We start from the raw sequence: 26010 nt of genomic DNA, 5'->3' as shown, positions 1-26010 counted from the left end.
GTTTTTTTATTGCTTAGGTTTATTATTTTAAACCTAGCTTTTTAAGCTCTACTTCAACTAGCTTTGCAGAAAGAGGAACATAACCATCTTTTTCTACAATTTGTTGACCGTCTTTTGAAAGAATCATTTTTAAGAATTCAGCTTCCATCGGAGACAAGGCTTTATTTGGGTGCTTGTTAACGTACACGTATAAAAAGCGAGAAAGTGGGTATTTACCTTGCGCAACGTTATCAAGTGTTGCATCTACAAAGTTAGTGCCTTTTTTAGATAATGGAACAGTACGTACACCTGACGTTTTGTAACCAATACCTGAGTAGCCAATTGCGTTCAGTGAAGACGAAATTGATTGTACTACAGATGCAGAACCCGGCTGTTCATTTACGTTATTACGGAAGTCACCTTTACACAGTGCTTTTTTCTTAAAGTAACCGTAAGTACCTGATACAGAGTTACGTCCGTATAATTGAATGTCGCGTGCTGCCCAGCTACCTTCAAGGCCTACATCGCTCCAACGGTTAACTTGCTCTGACGCACCACACTTGCGAGTTGATGAGAAAATAGCGTCAACTTGGTCAATACGAAGACCTTCAATTGGGTTATCTTTGTGTACATAAACAGCAAGTGCATCAATAGCTACGCGAACTGCTGTTGGCTTGTAACCGTAACGTTTTTCAAACGCTTCGATTTCTTTTGATTTCATTGCGCGGCTCATTGGACCTAGGTTAGCAGTACCTTCGGTTAATGCTGGAGGCGCTGTAGAAGAACCTGCCGCTTGAATTTGAATGTTTACATTTGGGTAAATACGTTTGTACTCTTCAGCCCAAAACGTCATCATGTTAGCTAAAGTGTCAGAACCTACTGATGAAAAGTTGCCTGATACGCCGCTGATTTTTTGATACTCAGGAATGTCTTGATCTAAAGCCACTGCTTGAGCAGATACGAAAGTTGTAACAGCCACACCCATTGCGGCAACTAAATTTTTAAATTTCATGTGGGTTCTCCGATTTGTTCGTCCCATTTTCTAACTGCTGCCCACTCTAAAGTGAGTACATGACAATGATATGACTCTTAAATGACACTTTTATGACTTTGCCAAAACTTGTTGTTTATTTTGGGGTTCAACGACCTTATCTATTGAAAAACAAAAAGAAAAACAAGAACCCTTTCCAACTTCACTGGTGATATTTAATTTACTATCGTGGCGTGTTAACACATGTTTTGTAATTGCCAAGCCTAAACCAGACCCACCTGTGGTTCTGCTTCGTGCTTTATCCACACGATAAAACCGCTCAGTCAGTCGATTAATATGTTCTGCAGCAATGCCATCACCGTTATCAACAACAGTAAAACAAGCGGTATTATTTTTACGAAGCCAGCTAACCTGTATTTTTCCGCCGGGTTTAGTGTAATGAATAGCGTTAAAAACTAAATTAGAAAACGCACTACGCAGCTCATCTTCAGAGCCTTTTATGTCGAGTGTATTATCTATATCAAATAGTAATTCGTGGCCTTTGTCTTGATTAATAGACTGGGCTTCTGTTTGAATATAACCAAGTAACTGAGGTACATTAATTGCTTTATCGTTATCTTGTCGGCGCGAACCTTCTATTCGGGAAAGTGATAATAACTGGCTGACCAAACTGTCCATACGTTTACACTGCTCAAGCATGGTAGATTGTGCTTTATTCCACATTGCAGGAGGCGGTAAGTTGTCGCTGTCCATCATTTCAAGGTAACCTGTAACCACCGTAAGCGGCGTTCGCAGCTCATGCGATACATTGGCAACAAAGTCTTTGCGCATTTGTTCAAGCTGCTTTAAACGGGTTACGTCGCGCACCACAACCATTAACTGCGTCGTTGCATAGGGCATTACCCTAAACTCAAGCACTTGTTCAATAGCATGGCCATTATCAAGTTCTAGTGCTTCGTCAAAATCACCTTTGTGCATATATTTGGCAAATTTAGGTTCGCGTATCAAGTTATCTAAGCGCTGCCCATGATCGGTAGGCCACTGCAGCCCTAATACCTTAAGCGCCAGCTGATTACACCACACAATGCTTAAATCGGTTTGAAGCACAATAACAGCATCGGGTACTGCTTCGGCCCCATCACGAAAACGCCTAATTAAATCGGCCAATTCATTTCGTTTTTTACGGTTACGGTGTTGCAGGTGGTAAATGCCTTCAAACACTTGCTCCCATGCACCTTCGCCTTCAGGGGGGTTAAAACTGCGCTGATTTAAAAGCCAATCGCTTAAACGGTATAATTGATGATAATGCCAAACAAGAAGTGAAAAAGAGCCTAAAAATAAAGACAAAAAAGGTGCGCCAACTAGCACACCAATTAATAGTAAGGGTAAAAATAGATAAACAGACGTTTTATTAACGCCTGCTTATTAACAACTCGATACATACACTCACTTTACCTTAGAGTAGTTATACACGTATAAAACTAAGCTGGTGTTTAAGTAGGTTATAGTTTACTTGAAAAACGGTACCCTGCACCACGCACGGTCTGAACCAAACGATCGTGTCCTAACGGGCCAATTGCTTTGCGTAAACGGCGAATATGAACATCAACAGTACGGTCTTCCACATACACATTGGTTCCCCACACATGATCTAACAATTGTTCACGGCTGTAAACCCGTTCAGGGTGAGTCATGAAAAAGTGAAGGAGCCTAAACTCTGTAGGGCCCATATCAAGCTCATTTCCTTCAGAAGTAACACGATGAGAAATAGGATCTAAGCGTAAGCCATGCACTTCAATTGCTTCTTCTAAAGAGGTTGGCGACACACGACGAATAACCGCTTTAATACGCGCCATTAATTCTTTTGGCGAAAACGGTTTAGTTACGTAGTCGTCAGCGCCTACTTCTAAGCCGCGTACTTTGTCTTCTTCTTCACCGCGAGCTGTAAGCATAATAATAGGTATTTGGCGCGTGTGTTCGTTTTGCTTAAACTTTTTAGCAATTTGAATACCGCTTCCGCCAGGCAACATCCAATCAAGCAATACCATATCAGGGTAAGGCTCAACCATTGCAGCAATAGCAGAATCATAATCTTCAGCTTCAATTGCCTGAAATCCATTTTGCTCTAATACAAAAACAAGCATCTCTCTGATAGGCGCTTCGTCGTCTACGACTAGTACTTTACGTGACATTCCAATTTATCTCTTAAGCTATCGAATAAGTTTTCATTATTATGACTAAGTATTACATTTTTATGAAAGTGTAACGTGTAAATTAAAATCGGGGTAAAAAAAAGCCAAATTAATAATAAAAATCTCACTCCTGTCACAAATTTATATATTTTAAAAATTGAATAAAGACATTTTTAGTACTTACAAAAACTAAACTTTAAATATGATCGAATACTCAGATCATTGCTTTACTAAGTCTGCCTTTGTTTGTATTTACTTAGCTTTTAATAGATCTGGATTTTACTAAGCTTCACTTTAAAGATCAGATTTTTACCAAGGCGATCAATGTTGAGATCAATACTCTACCTACTCAAAAAGTTAAGCTGTTGATTGTTTGTACAAATAAAAAAAGATCTGATTATTTTTAATGCTAAATAAAGCTAAAAATTACGTTTACTTAGTAAAGTAATGATCCAATACAACCTGTGTTAGTAAATGAGTGATCCCAATTGATACCGTTGGTAATTGCATGATCTGCTATTGGCAGGCAATAAAAAAGCCAGTAATAATATTACTGGCCTTTACACATTGATCTGTTTAATCGATCGATTATTTAATCTGTGGTGCTAACTCGCCGCTTAAGTACTTAAGGTGCATGTCATCAAGAGAAATTGGTTTAATTTTACCAGCCTGTCCTGCCGTTCCAAACGAGTTGTAACGCGCAACACAAATCTCTGTCATCGCTTTTGTAGCTTCTGCTAGGTATTTACGTGGATCAAAGTTAGATGGATTAAGCGCCATATGACGACGAATAGCACCGGTAGACGCTAAACGTAAATCGGTATCAATATTTACTTTACGAACACCGTGCTTAATACCTTCAACAATTTGCTCAACTGGTACACCGTAGGTTTCAGGAATTTCGCCACCGTACTGGTTTATGATCTCTAGCCATTCTTGTGGTACCGACGACGATCCATGCATTACTAAATGCGTGTTAGGAATACGTGCGTGAATGGCTTTAATGCGATCAATTGCTAAAATATCATCTGTTGGTGGGCGCGTAAATTTGTAAGCCCCGTGCGATGTACCACATGCAATCGCAAGCGCATCAACATGGGTTTTATTTACAAAGTCAGCTGCTTCTTCAGGATCAGTTAGCATTTGATCAGTTGTTAATTTACCTTCTGCGCCTACACCGTCTTCTTCGCCCGCTTCACCCGTTTCAAGTGAACCTAATACACCTAGCTCGCCCTCAACCGATACACCGCACGCATGTGCCATAGCCACTGTTTCGCGAGTAACTTCAACGTTGTATTCATAACTTGAAGGCGTTTTACCATCGCTCATTAACGAGCCATCCATCATTACTGATGAAAAACCAAGTTGAATTGAACGCTGACAAACACCGGGCGAGGTGCCGTGATCTTGATGCATTACGACAGGGATATGTGGCCATTCTTCAACGGCAGCTAAAATCATATGGCGAATAAATGGAGCACCGGCGTAAGCACGAGCGCCTGCTGATCCTTGAACGATTACTGGGCTGTTTGTTTTGTCAGCCGCTTCCATTATTGCGCGCATTTGCTCTTGGTTATTCACGTTAAAAGCGGGTACGCCGTAACCATGCTCAGCTGCATGATCTAAAAGTTGTCGCATACTGATTAAAGCCATTGGGTATTCTCCAATTTATCGATAGCATTTCACTGCTATCTAGTTTGAACGGATATGTTAGTTTGGCGTTTAAATAACACCACGAAACCCACTGCTCTGCAGTTAAGCTTCGTACACATTAATTATTAAATTAGGGTGAGAGGTATTTAATAATTAATGATTAGTGAGGGTTTCCCCTCACTTTACACGGCTAAATAAAGTTATTTAGCGCGTGACTCTAGCATTTCTACTGCTGGAAGTTTTTTGCCTTCTAAAAACTCTAAGAACGCACCACCACCGGTAGAAATGTAAGAAACTTTATCGGCTATGCCGTATTTATCAATTGCAGCTAAAGTATCACCGCCACCCGCAATTGAAAATGCGTTTGAATTAGCAATTGCTTGAGCAATAGCACGTGTGCCGTTGCCAAACTGATCAAACTCAAATACACCTACAGGACCATTCCATACTACCGTGCCTGCATTTGCAATAATTTTAGCAAGTTGGCTGGCGGTATCTGGGCCAATATCAAAAATCATATCGTCGCTAGTCACTTCGCTTACATCTTTAAGCGTAGCAACTGCTGACTCTGAAAATTCATTACCTACCACTACATCCGTAGGAACTGGAATTTCACCATCGTTTGCCTTCGCTGCTGCACATAAACGATTTGCTTCATCCATTAAATCAGCTTCAAAAAGTGATTTACCTACCGGATTGCCTGCAGCTGCAATAAACGTATTAGCAATACCGCCGCCAGTTACTAGCTGGTCAACAATTTTAGACAGTGAATCTAGTACAGTTAGTTTAGTCGAAACTTTTGAACCACCCACAATAGCCACTAATGGGCGAGCTGGATTATCAAGTGCTTTTCCTAATGCTTCAAGTTCAGCCGATAGTAATGGGCCTGCACAGGCAACATCAGCAAATAAACCAACACCATGAGTAGACGCTTGTGCGCGGTGAGCTGTACCAAAGGCATCCATTACGTATACATCACATAAAGCTGCAAGTTGTTTTGATAACGCTTCGTCGTTTTTCTTCTCGCCCTTATTAAAGCGCACGTTTTCAAATACAACCACTTCGTTATCAGCTACATCTACGCCATTTAAGTAGTCTTTTTCAAGACGCACTGTTTGCGCTAGCGCGTCGTTTAGGTAATCAGCTACAGGGGCGAGCGAATATTCTTCGTTGTATTCCCCTTCCGTAGGACGGCCAAGGTGTGACATAACCATTACTTTAGCGCCTTTCTCAAGGGCTAATTTAATAGTAGGTAGTGCAGCACGAATACGCGCATCTGACGTCACTTTACCTGCTTTAACTGGTACATTTAAATCTTCACGAATTAATACGCGTTTGCCGTTTAAATCTAAATCTGCCATTTTTATGACCGACATGAATATCTCCTTAGTTAACGATACTGAACCTGAAAAATACGTTTAAATTATTATAGTAATATAAAAAGTTACTGAGTTACTGCAACCATCGCACGCGCGGTATCGAGCATACGATTTGCAAATCCCCACTCATTATCACACCAAACAAGTAACTTTATCAGCCGTTTGTGACTAACTCGTGTCTGTGTGCCATCAATAATACAAGAATGTGGATCGTGATTAAAATCAACTGATACAAGCGGCTCTTCGGTGTAACTTAAAATACCTTCGAGTCTATCTTTTGCTTGTGCTTTAAGTGCATTATTAACGGCCTTTAAATCTACATCGGCATTAACCGTTACACTTAAATCCATGGCCGTTACATTAATTGTTGGAACGCGAACAGCTATGGCCTCAAAGCGACCTTCAAATTTAGGTAATATGCGGTCTATACCGCGGGCAAGTTTTGTATCTACCGGAATAATAGATTGACTCGCGGCGCGAGTACGGCGTAAATCATGATGGTACGCGTCAATCACTTGTTGATCGTTCATCGATGCATGAATAGTGGTAATAGCACCCGACTCAATACCAAAGGCATCATCTAATACTTTTATTACTGGCACTACACAGTTTGTGGTACACGAGCCGTTAGATACAATAGTATGCTCGCTTTTAAGCTCATCGTCGTTTATGCCATAGACAATAGTGGCATCTACGTCGTTATCAGCTGGATGCGAAAACAACACCTTTTTGGCGCCCGCTGTAATGTGTAACTGTGCATGCTCACGCGAATGATAAACACCAGTACATTCAAGTACTACATCTACATCAAGGGTTTGCCAAGGTAATTCTACTGGGTTTTCTTCACAAAAAAGTGCAATAGTATCGCCTGCAACACTAATGGTGTCTTCACCAAGTTTTACAGGAAAAGAAAAACGACCGTGGGATGTGTCGTATTTTAATAAATGAGCAATAGCTTCAGGGTCAGCCAGTTCGTTAATGGCAACAATTTTAATTTCGTCGCTCAAACCTGACTCGTACAACGCGCGGACAATATTTCGACCAATACGACCAAAACCATTAATTGCAAGTTTGATTGCCATGAAATATAAAATCCACTCTTTTAGCGTGCAGATAAAGGCTATGTGCCTTTTAGATGCCTGTATTGTAATCGACCTTGCGCCTGATTATAAGAGGGGGCGATTAGAAACTTTAAATTAACGTTGAAAATCCCCACATAGCATTAAAGTATACACGTTAAAATTTGCTTATAACCCGCTTCCATTGTGTGTGTTCGTACCAGAGGAAGTTCCTCCACCAAAGCTTTTAGGTATGCTTTTGGGCTTATCCTGTGAGCGATAAAACAACCACAAACCAACCGCAGCAAACAACGGAATTAACCAGACCAATATGACTTGCGCCACTTTTTGAAAAACCTCTAAATCATCGCGCTTTATTAAAAGAACGCTAACAATGAGATTCAGTAATGCAATGACACCAAACCCAATATAAAAATACTTTAATTCCATTTCTCTAATGCCTCATACCCTGATTATTATTTTATCTCTAAATCAAACACCACGTTTATAGATGATTCAAATGTTATAGAAATTTCTAAATAACGCCCCGCTGCAAAAGGAGACTCACTCATTTTCGAACCAGTCACATCAATGCGCTCAACATACATTGAATGATAGCCATAATTTGAGCGATTGTTATTAGAATTAATACTATAAATATTTCCAAGAGATGCACCAAATGAACTCGCTAGTACTTTACCTTTAACTTTCGCATTTTCTACTGCATTCTGCGTAGCCTGAGCTTCCAACTCTTTGGCTTTTGAAGACAGTAACTCTATATTAGTTACTTCATTTATTTTTACACTCAATGCAAAATCAACAATTTCATTCATCTTGTTAATATCATCAATAGTAACTTTGAGTGAACGCGAAGCAATGTAACCTACCCGTTTTTCTTCACCACTTTCTAAATATTGCATATCAGCAGTAGTTAATAAATTTGAGGCTGATACTGCCGACTCTTCGACCCCATATTTATCTAAACCGTTTAAAAATAAATTAACCCTAGCATCCACATCACGTTTTGCATCAAGTGATTCTTTTTTCATACTAACCACCTCAAATGAAATTTTGGCTAGATCTGGTTTAGCTAATACCTCACCCTTCCCCTGGACAGCAATATGTCTATTCGGCGGCAAACTTGAATTTGCAAACGTAACAAGTGGAAATAAGGCAATAAAAATAGCGATGATAAGTTTCATATTCGTTCCTTGTAAAAGTGAAATTATGACTTATATGCCTACACCTATAAGTAACATTTAATAATATTTCAGCTAAATATTTTATGCTTACGTGCCTGAGTATCCTCATTAAATTAGCTAATTTTTGGGTGATGTAGAGGCTACTATTTTGACTCTGAGCTAACCGTTTTTACTTTATTTTCATTAGGTATTAATGCTGAAATATTTTCTTGTGAAATAATAAGTAACTTATCTTGTTTATTATCATAAACAAATAAATTCCCCATTGTTGAGGCTACTATTTGAACATTTTGAAGTTGAGTTACTTTGCTCTTAGCAATTGGATAATTTAATGATAAGTGATAACTCATTGTTCTTTCATTTACTATGTCTTTACTGTGTGAATACGCCAACATAGTAGGGTATGTAGGTATTATAAGCGCTAAAAATAATACCGCTGTATAACTAGGTTTTAATAAATAGTACGGGTAACAAAAGCCATAATAAAGTTTTTTTAACACGGTTGTTTTACTAGGATCTGGCATGTGTCCTGAGCGCCAATTTAAATAAATAGCTGTTATAACGATGAGCGTAGTATAAATAGTAATAAGTAAAGGATTTGAAATCAGTGCCAGTAAAAAGTCACTTATTTCAATAAAGTTGAATACATCAACCGAAAAGTTATTAAGTAAAACGTAAAGATACACAACACCTGATAAACTACCTAATAAGTAAAGAATAGTAAGAAACACACCAAAATTAGTTGTGAATGTACTTTTTAACTGCTTGAAGGTCATTGTTTAACTGGTTGTAATACTTACTGGCGGCTTCAATTACCATAATAAATCCTTTTAAAAAATTGAGTTTAACAAAATTATACGTAAGTGAAATAGCTTTGTTAAACTAGTGCTCTTAACGTTAACTCTTTACCGGCGCCTATTTGATGGCATTGGGCCAATAACAGCTCAGCAGTGGCTTGTGCATCGGTAAGCGCATGATGGCAATGATAGCTTGGTAAATCGTAGCGATTACGGCATTCATTTAAGGTTAAATCATCTAATTTTATATCGCTTGCGTGTTGCAGTAAGCGCTTTTTTTCTATTTGTAGGGTATCGATGATCAGCTTAGGCCGCTGGGTGACCCCTGCATTTTTTAGTGCTAACTTTAAAAAGCCCCAGTCAAGCATGGCATTATGAAATACTAAAATGCAGTCACTAAAGTGAGCGCTTAAAGACATTAAAATACTCTGTAGGCTTTGCCCTTGTGCCACCGAGTCAGTACTAATACCATGAAAAACCGGGCTTTGTTCAAGGCTTTTTACGTCTTTATTAATAAAATGTTGCGACTCGCTCATTTTTATACATTGGTTATCAATTACAACCCATGCAACCGACACTATTTCGTGCTGTTTTGAGTCAAGCCCTGTGAGCTCTAAATCAATCACCAAATAGCGCTGCGAGAATGCATTTTTTGCTAGTAATTGACGGCGCTTTATATACCGCGTAAGTAACATTTTTACCATGAGAGCCTCACAAACTGCCCCGTGCAAATTTAAACGCGGCGCCTTGCTGCGCTTGTTTTACTAAATAAAACGCTTCTTTTAACTGATGGCGCTCTAGTGAATTTAATTTATTAGGGTTAATACAGTTGCTTGGTAACCCCTCTTCATTAATTTGTGTGCTTAAGCGCAGCTGAGTTAAAAAACGCCAACAGTCTTTTAAGTTGTAAATATCGTCTTTGTTGATGAGGTTATACTTTAATAATGCTTCTAGGCGCTCTTGGGTGTTAGCCCGTTTAATTCCCGCTTTTAATGCGTATAAGCGCACTATGTCGTTAATGATCACCACACCGCGTTTTTTCAAATCTATGTATTTGTGGTTGTTGTCATCTTTTTGCGTTTTAAACTTGTTAAATAAACCTATGGGTACGCTGTTATTATTTATGTCGGTAGCCATGGCTGCATAAAATAAATCGTTTCGCGATATGCGCACTAATTGTTCACAAAATGCGGTATATAACGAATTTGAACCTTCTATAAAGCGTAAATCAAAAAATATTTTACAATTAAGCATGGCTTCGGGGGTTGGGCTTTTTATCCATTTAAAAAAGCGTTCAGACCAATCGTTCACGCTCATGCGGCATAAGTCACTGCTTGCCATTATGTTACCAGGGCATCGCCTAATGCCGCATTCAACGAGTTGTTCGCAAACAAACTCTCCCATTTTTTTAAAGTAAGTATGCTGCTCTTGAGTTAAATCGTTGGGGAGTAATAGGCCGTTATCTTGATCTGAATGTAATGTTTGCTCTTCGCGTGCTTGTGAGCCAAAGCATATAAAACTAAAACTGGTTGGTGCTGCGCCGTGATCTTCTTGAAATAGTCTGATCAAACGCGATGTTAATGCATCGGTTAACCCGCTTAGTAATTTACCAATAAGTGAAATATCGTCAATATTATGAGAGAAGCTCTTTAGTAAATCGGGCACTTCTTTGGCGTAACGTTTTAAGTCGTTCACGTTATGCGCTTTATAAATGCGGCCAATGAGCTGCACAGGATCACTTTTTTGTTGGCGCAGTAAATCAGTACTGGTGAGCATACCTATCGGGTTATGGCTTTCATCAAGCACTGGCAAGTGGTGAATATTATATTTAAGCATTAAATGCAACGCAGAAAACACGCGGTTATTTTCAAATATAAATTTAGGGTTTGTGGTCATTATGCTGCTAACCGCTTCTTGCGGGTCTACCTCGTCGGCAAGCACCCTATTTCGCAGATCGCGGTCTGTTACCACGCCAACTAAATGGGCATGTTGAATAACCATAATTGACGACACACCGTGCTCTTTCATTTTTTTAGCGCTTTGTCGAATGCTGGCATCGGGTGAAAGCGTTATGGCTGTGCGGGTCATGAGTTCAGATATTCTGCGCTCTGACCAACTGTCGTTTTTACTTTTATAATGTGATGATAGTAATCTATTGGCGTGAGCTCTAACAAAATATTGCTCAAACGGTTTGTACTCTCGGCGTAAAAAATCAAAGTGTTCTTGATTGAGCATATACACTATGCCCTCTTTTTGAACCGCCAATTTATTTTGAATTGCTTCGCCGGTTAAAAGCGAAGGAAAACCAAAATAATCACCTTGTGCCAAACGTGTTACTACATCACCTTTAGCATCAACTAAATCGTAAAGACCTGAGCGAATTAAAAAAAGCTTTGGGTGTTCGCTCTGTAGCCACTGCGCCTGATTTTCTCGCGTTAAATAAATAACATCAAGATGGTTTACAAAGTAGTCGCAAGCACTGTTATCGAGCATGCTGAAAGGCGCTTGAAGGTAAACATATTGGGCTACTTCTTGTTGTTCTACACTCATTGTTACACTCACTAAAAAGTATACACAGCACCAATGTACTCATTATTTATACAAATAAAAAGCCCGACTAAGGTCGGGCTTTTGGTACTTTACATATAAGTTGGCTTAATGCGCGTGCGCTTCTGCCGACCCTTTAGGATTACGAATACCTTCTACCATTTCTTGTATTTCAACAGGTGTTGGTTGAGTAAATTTCAGTACTACGGCAGCAACAACAAAGTTAATTACCATACCGACTAAACCTATACCTTCAGGCGAAATACCTAAGAACCAGTTCTCAGGGCTGTTAAGCTCTGGGCTCACAAATTTAAAGAAGATGATATACGCTGCAGTAAAGCCAATACCGGTAATCATGCCTGCAATAGCGCCTTCTCTGTTCATTGTTTTAGAGAATATTCCCATGATAATTGCAGGGAAGAAACTCGCCGCAGCTAAACCAAAGGCAAATGCGACCACCGACGCTACAAAGCCAGGCGGGTTGATTCCAAAGTAAGCAGATATAACAATGGCAATCATCGCGGCTAATCGAGCGGCCAGTAGCTCTTGTTTATCACTAATATCGGGTTTCAGAGTACGTTTGAGTAAATCGTGCGAAACAGAAGTCGAAATAACCAGTAGTAAACCCGCTGTTGTCGACAGTGCTGCTGCAATCCCCCCTGCGGCTACAAGTGCAACAACCCATGCAGGTAAATTAGCTATCTCAGGATTAGCCAATACCATAATATCGCGGTCTACTTTTACTTCGTTTGCGCTATTTGGATCATCTATTTTACCTGCTGTGTAGAACATTTTGCCGTCACCATTTTTATCATTAAAAGTGATTAGGCCTGTACGTTCCCAGTTTTTGATCCACGCTGGTGCTTCTGCGTACGCTGTGCCGCTGCCGTCTTTACCATTGATTGTGTCGATCATGTTTACACGTGCAAACGAAGCAACTGCCGGTGCGGTAGTATAAACAATAGCAATAAATACTAACGTCCATGCTGCTGAAATACGCGTATCTTTTACACGCGGTACAGTGAAGAAGCGAACAATTACATGTGGTAAACCTGCGGTACCGACCATTAATGCACCTGTAATGGCAAATACATCAATCATGCTTTTAGAGCCTTCGGTGTATTGTGCAAAGCCCAGCTCTGCGCTTAATCCGTCAAGTTTATCAAGTACATACATACCTGAGCCGTCACTTAAAGTGGCACCAAAGCCTGTTTGTGGAAAGAAGTGACCCGTCATCATCATTGAGATAAAAATAGCCGGAACTAAGTATGCAAATACAAGTACACAATACTGCGCTACTTGTGTATAGGTAATGCCTTTCATGCCGCCAAGAACCGCATAGAAAAATACAATCACCATACCAATGTAAACACCGGTTTCAATTTCTACTTCTAAAAAGCGAGAAAACACAACGCCTACGCCGCGCATTTGCCCAGCAATATAAGTAAAACAAATAAATATGGCACATAAAATGGCCACTAAGCGCGCTGTGCGCGAGTAGTAACGGTCGCCAATAAAGTCAGGTACTGTGAACTTGCCGAATTTACGTAAGTAAGGCGCTAAACACATAGCGAGCAGTACGTAACCGCCAGTCCACCCCATTAAGTAAACGCCGCCATCATACCCTGCGAACGAAATAATACCCGCCATTGAGATAAACGACGCGGCGCTCATCCAGTCAGCTGCAGTTGCCATACCATTAGCTAGTGGAGGTACGCCGCCGCCCGCTACGTAAAATTCGTTTGTTGAACCCGCACGGGCCCAAATTGCAATGCCGATATAAAGCGCAAAGCTTAAACCAACAATTATAAATGTGAGTGTTTGAACATCCATTGCTTAGCTCCTATTCGTCTACGCCGTATTTTTTATCTAACGTATTCATTTTGAAAACGTACACAAAAATCAAAGCCACAAAGGTGTAAATCGCGCCTTGCTGGGAGAACCAGAAGCCAAGTTTTAAACCCAAAAAAACGTACTTCATTCAGTACATCTACCAGTAATATGCCAAAGCCAAATGAGACCACAAACCACACTGCTAGTAATTTAAACAGTAGTGAAATGTTTTCAGCCCAATAAGCTTTTGCTTGTTCTTCGTCTTTAAAAGCCATTTTTATTTTCCCCTTTAAGCACCGCAGTATCGCGATGGGTGGTTTTTTATCTTCGCTAATCAATTTAGCAACGCAGCTCATATATTGAATTGAGACCATAGTCGTAACACCTGATTAACGTTTACGTAAACTGCATTTAACCCGTTTAATAGAAAACGTTATTTTTATTTAATATCAGCATGTTACGTTTTTTATACTTGCTATACCTATTGCTGATTTACCAATCAGCTCACAAATGCGACATTAGTCTAATACGAAGGCTTTTTACTTTTTATTGTTATTATTCAGTAGGATATATTTTCACTTAAATTACTATTTAAAATCAGCCCCCACACCTAAGCTCAGTTCTGGTATTGTGTAATAACCTCTTGGGTTGAGGGTCATTTAAAAATAATAAGGGTTAATAACACCATGACTGCCGTTCTGATTATTGTTGCATTAGGGTATATAGGGGTACTGTTTTGGCTAGCAAACTGGGGCGATAAAACAACGCCTTTGGCAAAGCGCATTAGTCATCATCCTTTTGTGTATTCGTTTGCAATTGGTATTTACTGTACCTCTTGGACCTATTACGGCTCGGTAGGCACCGCAGCCACCAGCAGCTGGAGCTATTTACCTATTTTATTGGGTCCTGCCTTATTGTTTTTTTTCGGGCAGGGTTTTTTACGCAAACTGGTTTTGGTTAGTAAAAAACAAAACATCACGACCATTGCCGACTTTATTTCCGCCCGTTATGGCAAACGCCAAACCACCGCCATTATGGTGACTCTTATTGCGCTGCTAGCCACTATTCCTTACATTGCGTTGCAACTTAAAGCCCTAAGCACTAGCTTTTTGCTATTGCAAAATAGCAATAAAATATCGGGTGATATGCTGGCACTTTCTGCCACACTTATCATGGCATTATTTGCAATATTTTTTGGTACCCGCAAAGTCGATGTCACCGAGTATCGTTCTGGGTTAATGCTAGCTGTAGCATTCGAATCTTTAATCAAGCTTTTTGCATTAATGGCTGTGGCAGGCCTCGCTATTTATACATTATTCAATCTACCAGAAACCTCATCAGCTCAGTTAACCGAATCTGCTTGGTCACACTGGAGTAACTTTAATTTTTTTAGTTTTAATTTTATTGGTCAATCCCTTATGGCGGCCGCGGCAATTATTTGTTTACCCCGCCAGTTTCATGTAACCGTGGTCGACAACCAAAATAAGCGCCATTTAAATACCGCTCGTTGGGCGTTCCCCTTATATTTATTACTAACCGCAGCAATGATTTTACCTATAGCGACTGCCGCTATTCACCCAAATATTGGTATTGGTTATTCGCCAGACAGCTTTGTACTGGCACTGCCGCTAATTAACGACAACGCCTTTTTAACCACCTTTGTATTTATTGGTGGCCTATCGGCTGCAACAGCCATGATTGTGGTTGCAACACTGACTCTAAGTACCATGATCTCAAACGATGTAGTGCTGCCATTAATACTGCGTCGTAAGTTTAAACGTAACCTAATTACCACCAGCTATAAGGCACAAATTTTATTAGTAAGGCGCTTTACCATTGCCGGTATTTTAATATTGGCTTATTTTTATCAACAATGGTTTGGCCATAGCAGCGCACTGGCTAGTATGGGCTTAGTTGCCTTTTCGTTAGTGACTCAGTTATTGCCCTCAATTGTTGGTGGCTTATATTGGCGAAAAGGTCATGCCTATGGCGTTTATGCTGGTCTTTTAGCTGGTATAACCTGCTGGGTGCTATTTTTAATGTTACCCATTTTAGATGCAGGTAATACCTTAAATAGCGAGTTACAACAAACACTCATCACTCGTGGAACACTCATCGCACTCTTTGCAAATATTGGTTGTTATATTAGTTTTTCTTTAGGGGCTGAAGAGCGCCTTATTGATAAAATTCAGGCCGCTGCGTTTGTAAATCCAAAAGATCAGGCTATTTTGTCTCGACGTTTAAATAAAGATGTTAAAGCCACGGTTTACGACTTTAAAATATTGCTGCAAACCTTTTTAGGCATCCAACGCAGTCAACAAGTACTGGCTCATTACGCACTTGCCCACCATTTAAACGACAATAACGCTCACCCAGAGCCGGAATTTATAGCCTATTGCGAACGCGCATTAACTGGTGTTTTAGGCGCGTCATCTGCACAGGCGCTCATTCATACGGTGTCATCGGGCAAGCGCATGGCATTTGAAGAAGTGGTTAACTTTTTTGATGAAACCACACAAGCCCTACAATTTAACCAAAACCTATTATTTACCTCTTTAGAAAACTTAAGCCATGGTATTTCGGTTGTTGATAAAAACTTAAAGCTAGTGGCATGGAACAAGCGCTACAGTGCCATGTTTAACTACCCTGAAGGTTTTTTAGAAGTTGGCCAACCCATAGAGGATATTATTAGATACAACGCTAAACGCGGTGAATGTGGGCCTGGCGAAATAGAACGCCAAATAGAAAAACGCGTGCAACATTTAAAAAATGGTAGCTCTCATCACTTTATACGCCACCGTCGTAATGGCCAAGTGTTTGAGATGATTGGTAATCCACTGCCTGATGGCGGCTTTGTAACGAGCTTTTCTGATATCACAACTCACATAAGCACCCAAAATGCGCTTGAAGAAGTGAACATGGATCTAGAAAACCGTATTGAGGCCCGTACCCAAGAAGTACAAACCATAAATAAAGACTTACAAGCGCAAATAGACAGCCGAGTACAAACGGAGGAAGCACTTACTTTAGCAAAACGAGAGGCCGAACAAGCAAACGACAGTAAAACGCGCTTTTTAGCACTCGCTAGCCACGATATTTTACAACCCCTCAATGCAGCGCGTTTATACCTAGCTGCCATTGATGAAAAACAACTTGATGCCACTAATGCAAATAACTTTAATAAGCTTGGTGACAGCCTAGATTCGACTGTTCACTTAATGTCAGCTCTACTTGAAATAGCTAAACTAGAGCAAGGCGCAATGACCCCTACACCGCGCCACTTTTACATTGAAGATATTTTAGCGCCGCTAAAAAGTGAGTACGCTATTTTATCAAGTGATAAGGGGCTAAAGCTCACCGTGCGTTCTGGTGGCCAAGTTGTGCATAGCGATATCACCTACCTGCGCCGAATTATTCAAAATTTAGTGTCTAATGCTGTTAAATATACTGATAAAGGACGCGTGTTAGTGGCATGTAGAAACCGAAAACATAGCCTGCGCATTGAAGTATGGGACACAGGCCCTGGTATTAGCGACGTTGAACAAGCCAAAATATTTAACGATTTTTATCGCGTCGAGTCTGGCGACAACAAAGGCGTAGGGCTGGGCCTTGGCGTGGTGAAGCGTATGGCAGATTTATTAAGTTTAGAGCTTGATGTGCACTCAGAACCCGGTAAAGGCAGCCGCTTTAGTATTGACGTACCCTATGGTGACGCTCAGTTTGTTCAGCAAAAAAGCGCAGCGAGTAACCTAATAGAAAACCGCACTGCAATAAACATTATTGCCGTAGATGACGATCCAGAAAACCTCGCAGCTATGGCAAGCTTACTTAAAAAGTGGCAAGCAAATTATACCCTGTTTGATAATGTCGAAAACGTCATGTCGCATGCTAAAGCGCATAGCGCACCGGATGTTATATTAATGGATTACCAGTTAGGCAATGAGTGCGATGGCATCACTTTAATTAAAACACTCAGAGAAATATGGCAAAGCGACATTCCGGCTATTTTAATTACCGCAGTACGCGACACCGAACTTAAACAAGAAACAAAAGCAGCTAATATTCACTACTTAAGTAAACCTATTAAGCCGGGTAAATTAAAAGCCCTGCTTAATCACAGCACTTAATTTGCAACTTAGTTAATCGCAAATAAAAAGCCCAGTACGTTTACTGGGCTTTGCTTAATAAAGTGTCTATATATTTTATATTGTTTTTGAGCGGCTTCTAAGCTTTTGAAATAACCAACTTAGCCCAACTAACGAAAGCCCTAAACCAATAAACGACAGGGCTTTTAACAGCCCCGTTAAATTAGCCATATCAATTAAAAACACTTTTACAATAACAGCCGCAAGTAATCCTAAGCCTATTTTTTGAATAAGTAACTGGTTTTTAAGGTGTCCGAATATAACCGTACCAGCGCCCAGTATTAGCCAAATAACAGAGTAGCTATACAACTCTTCGTTACTGGCCCCTTTTGATAGATAAATATAAGCCCCTTGCCAGTATTGACGAATAAAACTGTTAATGGCAATTAAGCCAAGTAAACCTGCAACACCAAGTACAAACGGCGCTATCTTAGCCTTTATAGGTTTAATAAGTGAGTATAACCAAACCGTTAAGCCGGCTGGTACTAACCAAAGTAAAAACAGCCAGTTAAGTACTGGGAGCTCACCAATATAAATAGAGGTTAATAACGGGTTATCGTCGAGTAGTGTTTTAAGTGACATAAAGCCAGCGCCGCCTGCTAATAAACTCCCTGCAATTTGATAAAGCTTAGCTAAGCTCCCCGCAATACGTGCACGATGCAAATAAACGCAGCCCAGCGCAAGCCAATTACAGGTAAGCAAAACTTGCTCATAAAAACTAAGCGCGTCAAATTGTGGGGAGTGCCCAACGAGCTGGTAACTGGTTTCGGTTGTAATGAACAACGCAAAGCAATGAAGCGCGGCCCCTTCTAACCACACTTTTAATTGCGATGTTTTATAGCATTTAGCTGTGGCAAAAAATAATGCGGTACACAGCGGATATACAATAATACTCCAGTGCAAGCCAAATAATGTAAGAGCGTCGTAACTTGGTGTCCAAGGCGCAAGCGTTAACCGAAGTAATAAAGCAGCCACTAGCGCTTTAATAGGCCAATGCGGCATAGGCACATTATAACGCTTTATGAGCACACTAATTAACAGTACTTGAATAGCTAATGCAATGGTTAAACCGCTGTCGCTTAGAAGCATTGTTATAGCTAAAGTAATATTCGCATTTGCGCCTACCCAGTAAGTAAAACGCTGAAACAACGTTGTATTATGCTGCGCACACTTAATTAAAATAGCCGCAACCACACATAATACAAAAGCCCAAAGTGGATAAGCGATGCTTAATGCATTGTTTGGAATGAGTACATACAAGGTACTTATCATGACAAAAACGCTAAATGCCGCAGTAATATGAAACGCTAATCGTTTTACCTGTTTTTTACCAAAATAAAGTCCGTACGCCATAAAGCCAAAACCAAGCAATAACCCTAAGCCGTATTCGCTTTTAAATATAAATAATCCATCATCAAAAAAAGCGGATAAAGAATTCATTTGCTCTGCGCTTATAATCATTAGCGTAGCAATAACGAGTGATAGCCCTTGCCATAGATCCCAGCGACTATTTTTAAGTGCTAAAAATAATAACAATCCAATACTTAATACACCGATAGTTTGCCATTCTAAATTGTAATAGCTTATCGACATGGTAAAAATTAGCGGAACTATAAAGGCAAGGAGTAAAAGGTGATCGGGGAATACTTTTATAAGGCGCTTTAAAGAGTGCGGACGATGTTCAATACTTTTTAATTTAAAACCCAAACGCGGCAAAGCAATCAGGCCAACAATACTCAGTAATGCAAAGGTTGCAAGTAACCAAGGTGTATTACTTTTTAGCTGCATTATTATAAAACCAACTAAATACCAACCAATATGCCCTGCCCACATTAAATACCAAAGCCAAGCTCGCTGCACTTTGTGTGCAACCAAGGATGCCGATAAACTAACAAAGCCAACATACATAAATAATGCAAATACGTTGCTACTGCCGGTATTAACCCAAATAGGCACGCTGTAAGCACCAATAATTCCTAACACCGCTAGCAATGGCCCAAGTGTTATTGCCATTATGCTCGCACTTATGGCAATAATAGCTAGCACAATAAAAGCAGTTGTAGGGCTAAGCATTTCATAGCTACTGTAAGCTAAAAGCGTTAATGCAAAACAAGTTATAAACCCGCCACTGGCAAGTGCTGCAGGTATGTAGTTATTAAAGCCTTCAAAAATAATACGTTTATAGTGTAAATAGCTTGCAGCTATGATCAAACCTACCCCAAATAAACCACCTAAGCTGAGCCTCATTATGGGTGATAAAAGCCCTGCTTCTAAGCTGTATTTAGCTAAAAATATGCCGCCAAAAGCAAGCGCTATTGCGCCAATCCAGGTCATCCAATTTTGTTCAAACCCGGTGCGTAGTTTTTCAAACACGGAGGCAATAAATAAAGGGATAGCGGGGTTCGCTTTTATTGATTTAACGTTAGGCGTTACAACCGTATTTACTGGCTCATTTTGCGCTGAATTACTTTTTGGTACTGAGCTGGGCTCTACTTCATAAGCAGTAGATTGTGCACTTAAAGGCGCAACGTGTTTTGAGGATGAAAAAATTTTTGTATCAGAATGATCAGCACTTGGGCTTGCCTGCAGCTTGACTACTTTAGCCCTTAAAATCGCGATTTCTTGCTTTAGGCCGTTTACTTGTATTAATGCAATTAATCCACACAAAGCACCGGTTGCAATAATCAGCATGACTATCACTATTAACCCAATAAAATCATCCATGGCACACTCTTATTATTTATTATGTCATGAGTGTACCTAATTATTACTAAGCCGTTAAATTTTGTTCAATAAAAAGCCTAAATACACTCTGTATTTAGGCTTTTAACTCTCATTTTATTATTCAACACTGTCTGTAATTGTGCGCTCTAAAGACATTTTATAACCCGTTGCTGTGGTTTCGTCATGCTCTAAAATTAATATGTAATTTCCCTCTTGAGTAAAATCCATATCACTTTGTTGAATAAGTACAATTTGCTGTCCGTTATCTTCATAAACTGCGTAAACTGTATAAATTTCGTTATCAACTACTTGCTCTTCTTGATCGTAGCGGTCTATGCCATCAACTACATTGCTGGTGTCGTCGACCGTTTCTCCATCAAGGGTAAAGTACACATCAATGTCGGTCACCGACTGCCCTGCGTAACTCTCAATAAGGTTAACAACCGATACGGTATGGCTATAACTGCTTGGTGTTAAATGCTCTTCTACACTCATCATTCGTAGGCCATTGTCGATATCGTTATAAAAAATGCCAACCGCGCTTTGTTCACGTTCAAGCGTCATTAAAAAGTTATCGGCTAGTTTATTACCTTGCTCATCAAACATCGCCACGCTGTAACTGTTTGGCGAAAGCTCTATGTAATCTGTATACGCATCGCTTGATACCGTATTTGTTGGGGTTTCTGTAGTACCACGCGTTACACTGAAGCTAACTGGTGAATAGTCATCAAGGGTATTAATAAAACGTAATTGCCCTAATGCAGATTGGTGTTTAAGTTCAGTAACATAGTTATTGTCGGTTACTACATCAAGCGTAATGCCGCTTAGCTCTGTGGCATAACTTGGGCGGATAATCGCTACGTAGCTTGCCTCATCATACAAATAAACCGATGACGACTCGTAAACTACATCACTACTGCCCGCGGGGGTAATAAAAATAGTGTAATATCCTTCATCTACACTTTGTAAGTCTAATTCACTTAAGTACTGCGCAGATGCAAACAATGTCGCGCTTTCAAATACGCCATCGTCTGTTGCAAGATAAATATCGTAGCTGGTGTCTTCACCCGTAATATTAAAAAAGCCAAGATTAAACTCACCCGTATCGCTACTAATAGGCACCGTTAACTCTGTAAAGGTGGGTTCAGCAAAATCACCACTCATGACAACTAATTGCGTTTTATCACCTTTAATTGAAATTTCTTGGTCGCTAATAGTAATGTAGCTATCGTTAGCGTCTAAATATTCAAAGCTAACATCAAATGTGCCAGTGCTGTAATTATGGCGGGTGGTGACTTCTGCAAAGTCGGCGCCTGAGCGCTCTGTTTCTTCAACAAACAAGCGCGTATAAGGGCTGTTGTATGAGCCATTATACATTTGAATATAACCTGTAGAGCTTGCGCTATCATCAGAGCCACAGCCAGATAAAACACCAAGTAAAGTAAGAGGTAAAGCAACTTTTAAAAGAGGGTTGGTCATCAAAGGGATTCCTTATTATTAATATCCCCTCTACGACCTTTACATTTTAATTTAATTTCATGCTTTACAAAGTATTACCTAAGCTGACACTTACTTACGAAAACGTAAAAAAGTGTAGTAAATGTGCAAACAATAAGGACCTGCTATTTACGGCTTTGTTGCGATTACGAATCGGTTGCGACCACTATTTTTAGCTTTGTATAAAGCTTGGTCTGCGCGTTTCATTACGCTGTCAAATGATTCATTTTTAAAACGTTTAGCTACCCCTATACTGGCACTAGTATAAAGCTCGTCGGTAACCTCAATAGTGCGAGCACTCGCTAACACCGACTCAGCAAACGCCTGCATTTGTTCTAAAGTGCAGTTTGGTAGGTAGCCTGCAAACTCCTCACCACCAATACGCGCAAAAATATTGCCGTCTTCAAACAGAGCGTCTATTTTACTAGCAAAAGCTTTAAGCACCTTGTCGCCCTTGTCGTGGCCGAAGGTATCGTTAATAGATTTAAAATGATCAATATCGATAATGATTACTGCATACGATTCGTCTGTCTCGTTTTCAACGTATTCGTAAAAACATCGGCGATTGTAAACTTGGGTAAGATCGTCAACTATAAATTCTTGGGCTAGTCTATTGTGCATTTTTTGCATAAATAACATAGTTTTAAATAAGCCATAAGCAGTAATAACAACCCCTACAGAAATACATAAGTCTTTTATGTACAACGTGACCCATTGTGGTTGAACAACAAGCTCGTCAAGCACATCGGCAGTCATTCCAACTATCCATAGCATTAATCCAATGGTGACATACTGGTATGCTTTTTTAGCTAATTTAGAACACTGCACAACCCAAAAAACCGTCATTATGACAATAAGATTTATGAACTCACTAGCAAAACCAGGTATGCTTTTTTTAGCACCTACCAGTGGGAAATAGGTGAAGTTGTAAATAGTGAAAACCACTATAAACACTAGCAGCGCAAACATAAGTAATTTGTTCAACCGCGTTATACGAGTAAAGCGGGTCAACTTAAGGCTGACAGTTTCAACATTCATCATATAAATAGATTACACTTGAGCTAATAAATCATCTTTAAGAATTATAACACAAGATAGAAATTTAGCCTTAAAGTAAGGTACTAATACCCCACCCCAGTAAAACTAAAATAGTTAAACTAATCATGGCTTTAACTTTATGTTTACTTATTATACGTTCAGCTTGGTTTCCTGCGTAATACACAACAATAGCAAGCCCAAAGTAACGAATTGAACGCGCAATTGCGCTGGCCAATAAAAATAACCCAAGAGAGTACTTGGTAGCGCCCGCAGCAAGCATCGCTATTTGAAATGGGATGGGTACTATTCCTAAAGTAATAACAAACCAAAAACCTTGGTTGTGCATTTTTTGTTTAACATTTTCGAACTGTTCTGGGCTTGAAAAAGCGCTGATCACCCAATCGCCAACAGCATCAAATAAATAATAACCAAGGGCATAGCCAAATAATGCCCCCACAACACAACCCAGCGTTGCCATTAGTGCAATCAGCCACAGCTTTTCTCGCTGTGCCTGCATAAGTGGCACCATTACAGCCTCAAGTGGAATGGGAACAATAGTCGACTCTAAAAACGACGCAATCGTAATGCCGCTGAGCATATGCTTTGACTCTATAAAATTACGTGTTTTTTGCTTTAGCTTTTTTTGTAAAGCCATAAGTCGCTCCTGCTTATTACCCATTGCCCTGTATTTACGTACTTATATTGACATAGTTAAGTTAATACAACCTGAAACACGCTTTAAAAAGCAATAAACAATCACTTAGCAATAGCGTTAACAAAATAGCAATATTTATAAGAATATTTTATTATGTGCCCATGCAGTTAAATACCTACCAAAGCAGTTAAAAATTTATGCAAAATGCGCGTTTTATCCCCTTTCGTAAGCAAGATATTATTGAAATGTGTAGCAATGAACTTGAGAGTAATACACAAAAAACCTCGTTTAAACAGTTTTGTGACCTACTTGCTAGCCTTATTCATTATGATTATCACGAAACGCTTGAGTCGCTAAAAAATAACTATGCGCCCTTTGATCCTAATAGCGATACACGCTCTTTAGCGCCTGTATCGAGCGATCAAAAAGCGCAGTGCCAACGCGCATTTGCCAAAGACTTTGCTAAGGTTTTAAATGCCGCTAATTTTGAAGTCATTACCAACGAAGATTTACAAGATGCTTTAAATGAGGAGTCATTATTTAAAGTACGTCTTGAGGTAGAGTTTGACGACTTTGAAGAAGTTGTTTTTTATCGCCGTGGCGAATCACAACTTACTGAAACAATAACCAGCTTTTGGGGCCTACGTAAAAAGCCGCTGCACTTTACCAATTACGACCGCGTTGCGGTGTTTATTCGTTTTAAAGATAAAGCCTACTTTGAGGCTAAGAATAAAGCGCCTTTAGGGTTTGAGCCAAGCTCGACCATAGTTAAGCTATTTCAAAATGTACCCAAAGCCGATCTTGAAATGCTATTTCCTAATAGCGAAGTACGCATGCGCCCTATTGATAAAGTGATTATTGGCTCATCGGCTTTAATTGGCGGTGCTGTTGTTTTAATTACAAAGCTTGGCGCATCAATTTTATTATTATTTGCTTTGTTTGCTTTTTGGGGTGGCTTTAGAAGTGAAGCCGTAGAAATGACCCAGCAACACTTTATTACCTTTGCTATTGGCATGGGAGTATTTGGCAGCTTTATTTTTAAAGAGTGGAGTAAATTTAAAAACCGTAAAATTAAATTTATGAAAGCCCTAAGCGATAACCTTTACTTTAAAAACCTCGATAACAACGCCGGTGTTTTTCATACTCTTATCGACGCCGCCGAAGAAGAAGAAATAAAAGAAGCCCTGCTGGCCTATACATTTTTACTAAAATCAAAAAGTGGCCTAAGCGCACAAATGCTTGATGAGCAAATAGAGGTATGGTTTAAATCAAAGTATAAATGCGAACTCGACTTTGAAATTAGCGATGCGCTTGAAAAGCTCACTCGAATGCGTTTAGTAACCTGCACTAACAATGTGTATAGCGCAATAAATTTAGATCATGCCAAAACCATTTTGGATGAGCGCTGGGATAACCTGTTTCAATATAATTAAAATATTTAAAACGACTTATTTCTAAAATCAGTAGGTGATACACCCACTGATTTTTTAAACCGTTTTGAAAAATTAAATATATTAGGGTATCCCACATAAGCGGCAATATGGGCAACAGGCCAGCGAGTATTTAGTAACAAGTTTTTAGCCCGTTTAATTCGTAAATAAATCAGCTGCTGCATAGGACTTTTACCAAATTGCGCTTGGCATAACCTATGTAAATGCGGTGCTGAGTAATGTACTTGTTCGCACATGGCGTCGATTGTCCAATCAAACTGCAGGCGCTCTTCTACCTCTAAAAACAAACTAGTTAACCGGTTGTGCCCGCCTATTTGCGGCTCGCTTTGCAACGTAGTGTTTAAGTAGTGACTTAAAATAGGCATAACGCCTTCACGTAAAGTAGCGTTACTTTCGCTGTATAAAAACTCCATTGCAAAGTGCAGCGGCTGTAATTTTTGATCATAAAGTACCAGCGCCTCAACTAAGTTTAAGTGTTTCCAACGATTAGTATTTGCAAGGTTTAACCAAATAACATCCCAATGCGCAGCATCAATTTTAACTTCAAAGCCTTGCTTGGCAGGTAACACAATGAGCGTATTCGCTGTCAATGTATATTGGTTATGTTCTGTAACCAACTTTCCTTGACCTGATAACGTATAAAACAGTGTGTGCTCCAAAGGCGATGAGCGCGCAACACAATATCGCCCAGATAAGTTAGAGCACCCAGCTAGCGTAAGTTCCAAATCTGAGGCTTGTGCTAAAGCCGCTACGTCAATAAACCGCTCTATACAAGTAGGGCCAATATCGAGTACATCTAAAATGGTGTTGCGCATAATTTAAAATGATAGTTTTGGATAAATAAAAGAGAGCTTTAAGCATAACCGAAA

At 39.8% G+C, this 26010-nt stretch carries 18 protein-coding genes and 2 pseudogenes; 2 read left to right on the top strand and 18 right to left on the bottom strand.

Going from position 1 to position 26010, the window contains the following annotated elements:
• Window positions 1-22: 22 nt before the first annotated feature.
• The 13 genes and pseudogenes from P20480_RS11035 to P20480_RS11095 form a co-directional block, all read right to left on the bottom strand.
• Complete coding sequence (locus tag P20480_RS11035; protein ID WP_006791871.1) at window positions 23-991, bottom strand: PstS family phosphate ABC transporter substrate-binding protein; 969 nt, start codon at window positions 989-991, stop codon at window positions 23-25.
• Between the two features lie 90 nt (window positions 992-1081).
• Window positions 1082-2412, bottom strand: a pseudogene (gene phoR, locus P20480_RS11040) (phosphate regulon sensor histidine kinase PhoR).
• A gap of 60 nt (window positions 2413-2472) precedes the next feature.
• Window positions 2473-3162, bottom strand: coding sequence for a phosphate regulon transcriptional regulator PhoB (gene phoB, locus P20480_RS11045; RefSeq protein WP_006791869.1), 690 nt, complete (start codon window positions 3160-3162; stop codon window positions 2473-2475).
• A 588-nt stretch (window positions 3163-3750) separates the two neighbouring features.
• The gene (fba, locus tag P20480_RS11050) at window positions 3751-4815 is read right to left on the bottom strand and encodes a class II fructose-bisphosphate aldolase (RefSeq protein WP_006791868.1); all 1065 of its coding nucleotides are present in this window, start codon (window positions 4813-4815) and stop codon (window positions 3751-3753) included.
• A 200-nt stretch (window positions 4816-5015) separates the two neighbouring features.
• Entirely contained in the window at window positions 5016-6191 is a 1176-nt protein-coding gene (locus P20480_RS11055) for a phosphoglycerate kinase (RefSeq protein ID WP_006791867.1), read from the bottom strand.
• A gap of 68 nt (window positions 6192-6259) precedes the next feature.
• A complete protein-coding gene (gene epd, locus P20480_RS11060) occupies window positions 6260-7276 on the bottom strand; it encodes an erythrose-4-phosphate dehydrogenase (RefSeq protein ID WP_006791866.1) in 1017 nt (338 codons plus the stop codon).
• Between the two features lie 165 nt (window positions 7277-7441).
• Entirely contained in the window at window positions 7442-7702 is a 261-nt protein-coding gene (locus P20480_RS11065; RefSeq protein WP_008128928.1) for a hypothetical protein, read from the bottom strand.
• Between the two features lie 26 nt (window positions 7703-7728).
• Window positions 7729-8454, bottom strand: coding sequence for an SIMPL domain-containing protein (locus tag P20480_RS11070; RefSeq protein ID WP_008128926.1), 726 nt, complete (start codon window positions 8452-8454; stop codon window positions 7729-7731).
• A 143-nt stretch (window positions 8455-8597) separates the two neighbouring features.
• Window positions 8598-9230, bottom strand: a complete 633-nt coding sequence (locus P20480_RS11075) for a hypothetical protein (RefSeq protein ID WP_008128922.1) — start codon at window positions 9228-9230, stop codon at window positions 8598-8600.
• Window positions 9231-9331: 101 nt separating this feature from the next.
• Window positions 9332-9955 carry a 3'-5' exonuclease gene (locus P20480_RS11080; RefSeq protein ID WP_006791850.1) on the bottom strand — a complete coding sequence of 208 codons (624 nt, stop codon included), beginning with the start codon at window positions 9953-9955 and terminating at the stop codon, window positions 9332-9334.
• 7 nt (window positions 9956-9962) lie between these two features.
• On the bottom strand, window positions 9963-11801 hold the full coding sequence (locus P20480_RS11085; protein WP_008128920.1) for a DUF294 nucleotidyltransferase-like domain-containing protein: 1839 nt from the start codon (window positions 11799-11801) through the stop codon (window positions 9963-9965).
• A 105-nt stretch (window positions 11802-11906) separates the two neighbouring features.
• Window positions 11907-13631, bottom strand: coding sequence for a sodium:solute symporter family protein (locus P20480_RS11090; protein WP_008128917.1), 1725 nt, complete (start codon window positions 13629-13631; stop codon window positions 11907-11909).
• Window positions 13632-13641: 10 nt separating this feature from the next.
• A pseudogene (locus tag P20480_RS11095) lies at window positions 13642-13906 on the bottom strand (DUF4212 domain-containing protein).
• Between the two features lie 411 nt (window positions 13907-14317).
• Between P20480_RS11095 and P20480_RS11100 the strand changes: the two are divergent.
• A complete protein-coding gene (locus P20480_RS11100; protein ID WP_008128914.1) occupies window positions 14318-17758 on the top strand; it encodes a PAS domain-containing hybrid sensor histidine kinase/response regulator in 3441 nt (1146 codons plus the stop codon).
• Between the two features lie 75 nt (window positions 17759-17833).
• Here P20480_RS11100 and P20480_RS11105 read toward each other — a convergent pair whose 3' ends face one another.
• From P20480_RS11105 to P20480_RS11120, 4 genes are all read right to left on the bottom strand, one after another.
• Window positions 17834-20500 carry a DUF2339 domain-containing protein gene (locus P20480_RS11105; RefSeq protein WP_008128911.1) on the bottom strand — a complete coding sequence of 889 codons (2667 nt, stop codon included), beginning with the start codon at window positions 20498-20500 and terminating at the stop codon, window positions 17834-17836.
• A gap of 117 nt (window positions 20501-20617) precedes the next feature.
• Window positions 20618-21979: a hypothetical protein gene (locus P20480_RS11110; protein ID WP_008128909.1), complete on the bottom strand. Its 1362-nt coding sequence runs from the start codon at window positions 21977-21979 to the stop codon at window positions 20618-20620.
• 147 nt (window positions 21980-22126) lie between these two features.
• On the bottom strand, window positions 22127-23035 hold the full coding sequence (locus P20480_RS11115) for a GGDEF domain-containing protein (protein ID WP_033025318.1): 909 nt from the start codon (window positions 23033-23035) through the stop codon (window positions 22127-22129).
• Window positions 23036-23105: 70 nt separating this feature from the next.
• On the bottom strand, window positions 23106-23690 hold the full coding sequence (locus tag P20480_RS11120; RefSeq protein WP_006791843.1) for a YqaA family protein: 585 nt from the start codon (window positions 23688-23690) through the stop codon (window positions 23106-23108).
• Between the two features lie 197 nt (window positions 23691-23887).
• Here P20480_RS11120 and P20480_RS11125 point away from each other — a divergent pair, with 197 nt between their 5' ends.
• Window positions 23888-25123 carry a TMEM143 family protein gene (locus P20480_RS11125; protein WP_008128906.1) on the top strand — a complete coding sequence of 412 codons (1236 nt, stop codon included), beginning with the start codon at window positions 23888-23890 and terminating at the stop codon, window positions 25121-25123.
• A 5-nt stretch (window positions 25124-25128) separates the two neighbouring features.
• Here P20480_RS11125 and P20480_RS11130 read toward each other — a convergent pair whose 3' ends face one another.
• A complete protein-coding gene (locus tag P20480_RS11130; protein WP_008128904.1) occupies window positions 25129-25956 on the bottom strand; it encodes a helix-turn-helix transcriptional regulator in 828 nt (275 codons plus the stop codon).
• Window positions 25957-26010: the final 54 nt, after the last annotated feature.

The organism is Pseudoalteromonas sp. BSi20480 (assembly GCF_000241365.1).
Lineage (GTDB): Bacteria > Pseudomonadota > Gammaproteobacteria > Enterobacterales > Alteromonadaceae > Pseudoalteromonas > Pseudoalteromonas marina.
This window is presented reverse-complemented; position numbering and strand designations above follow the sequence as displayed.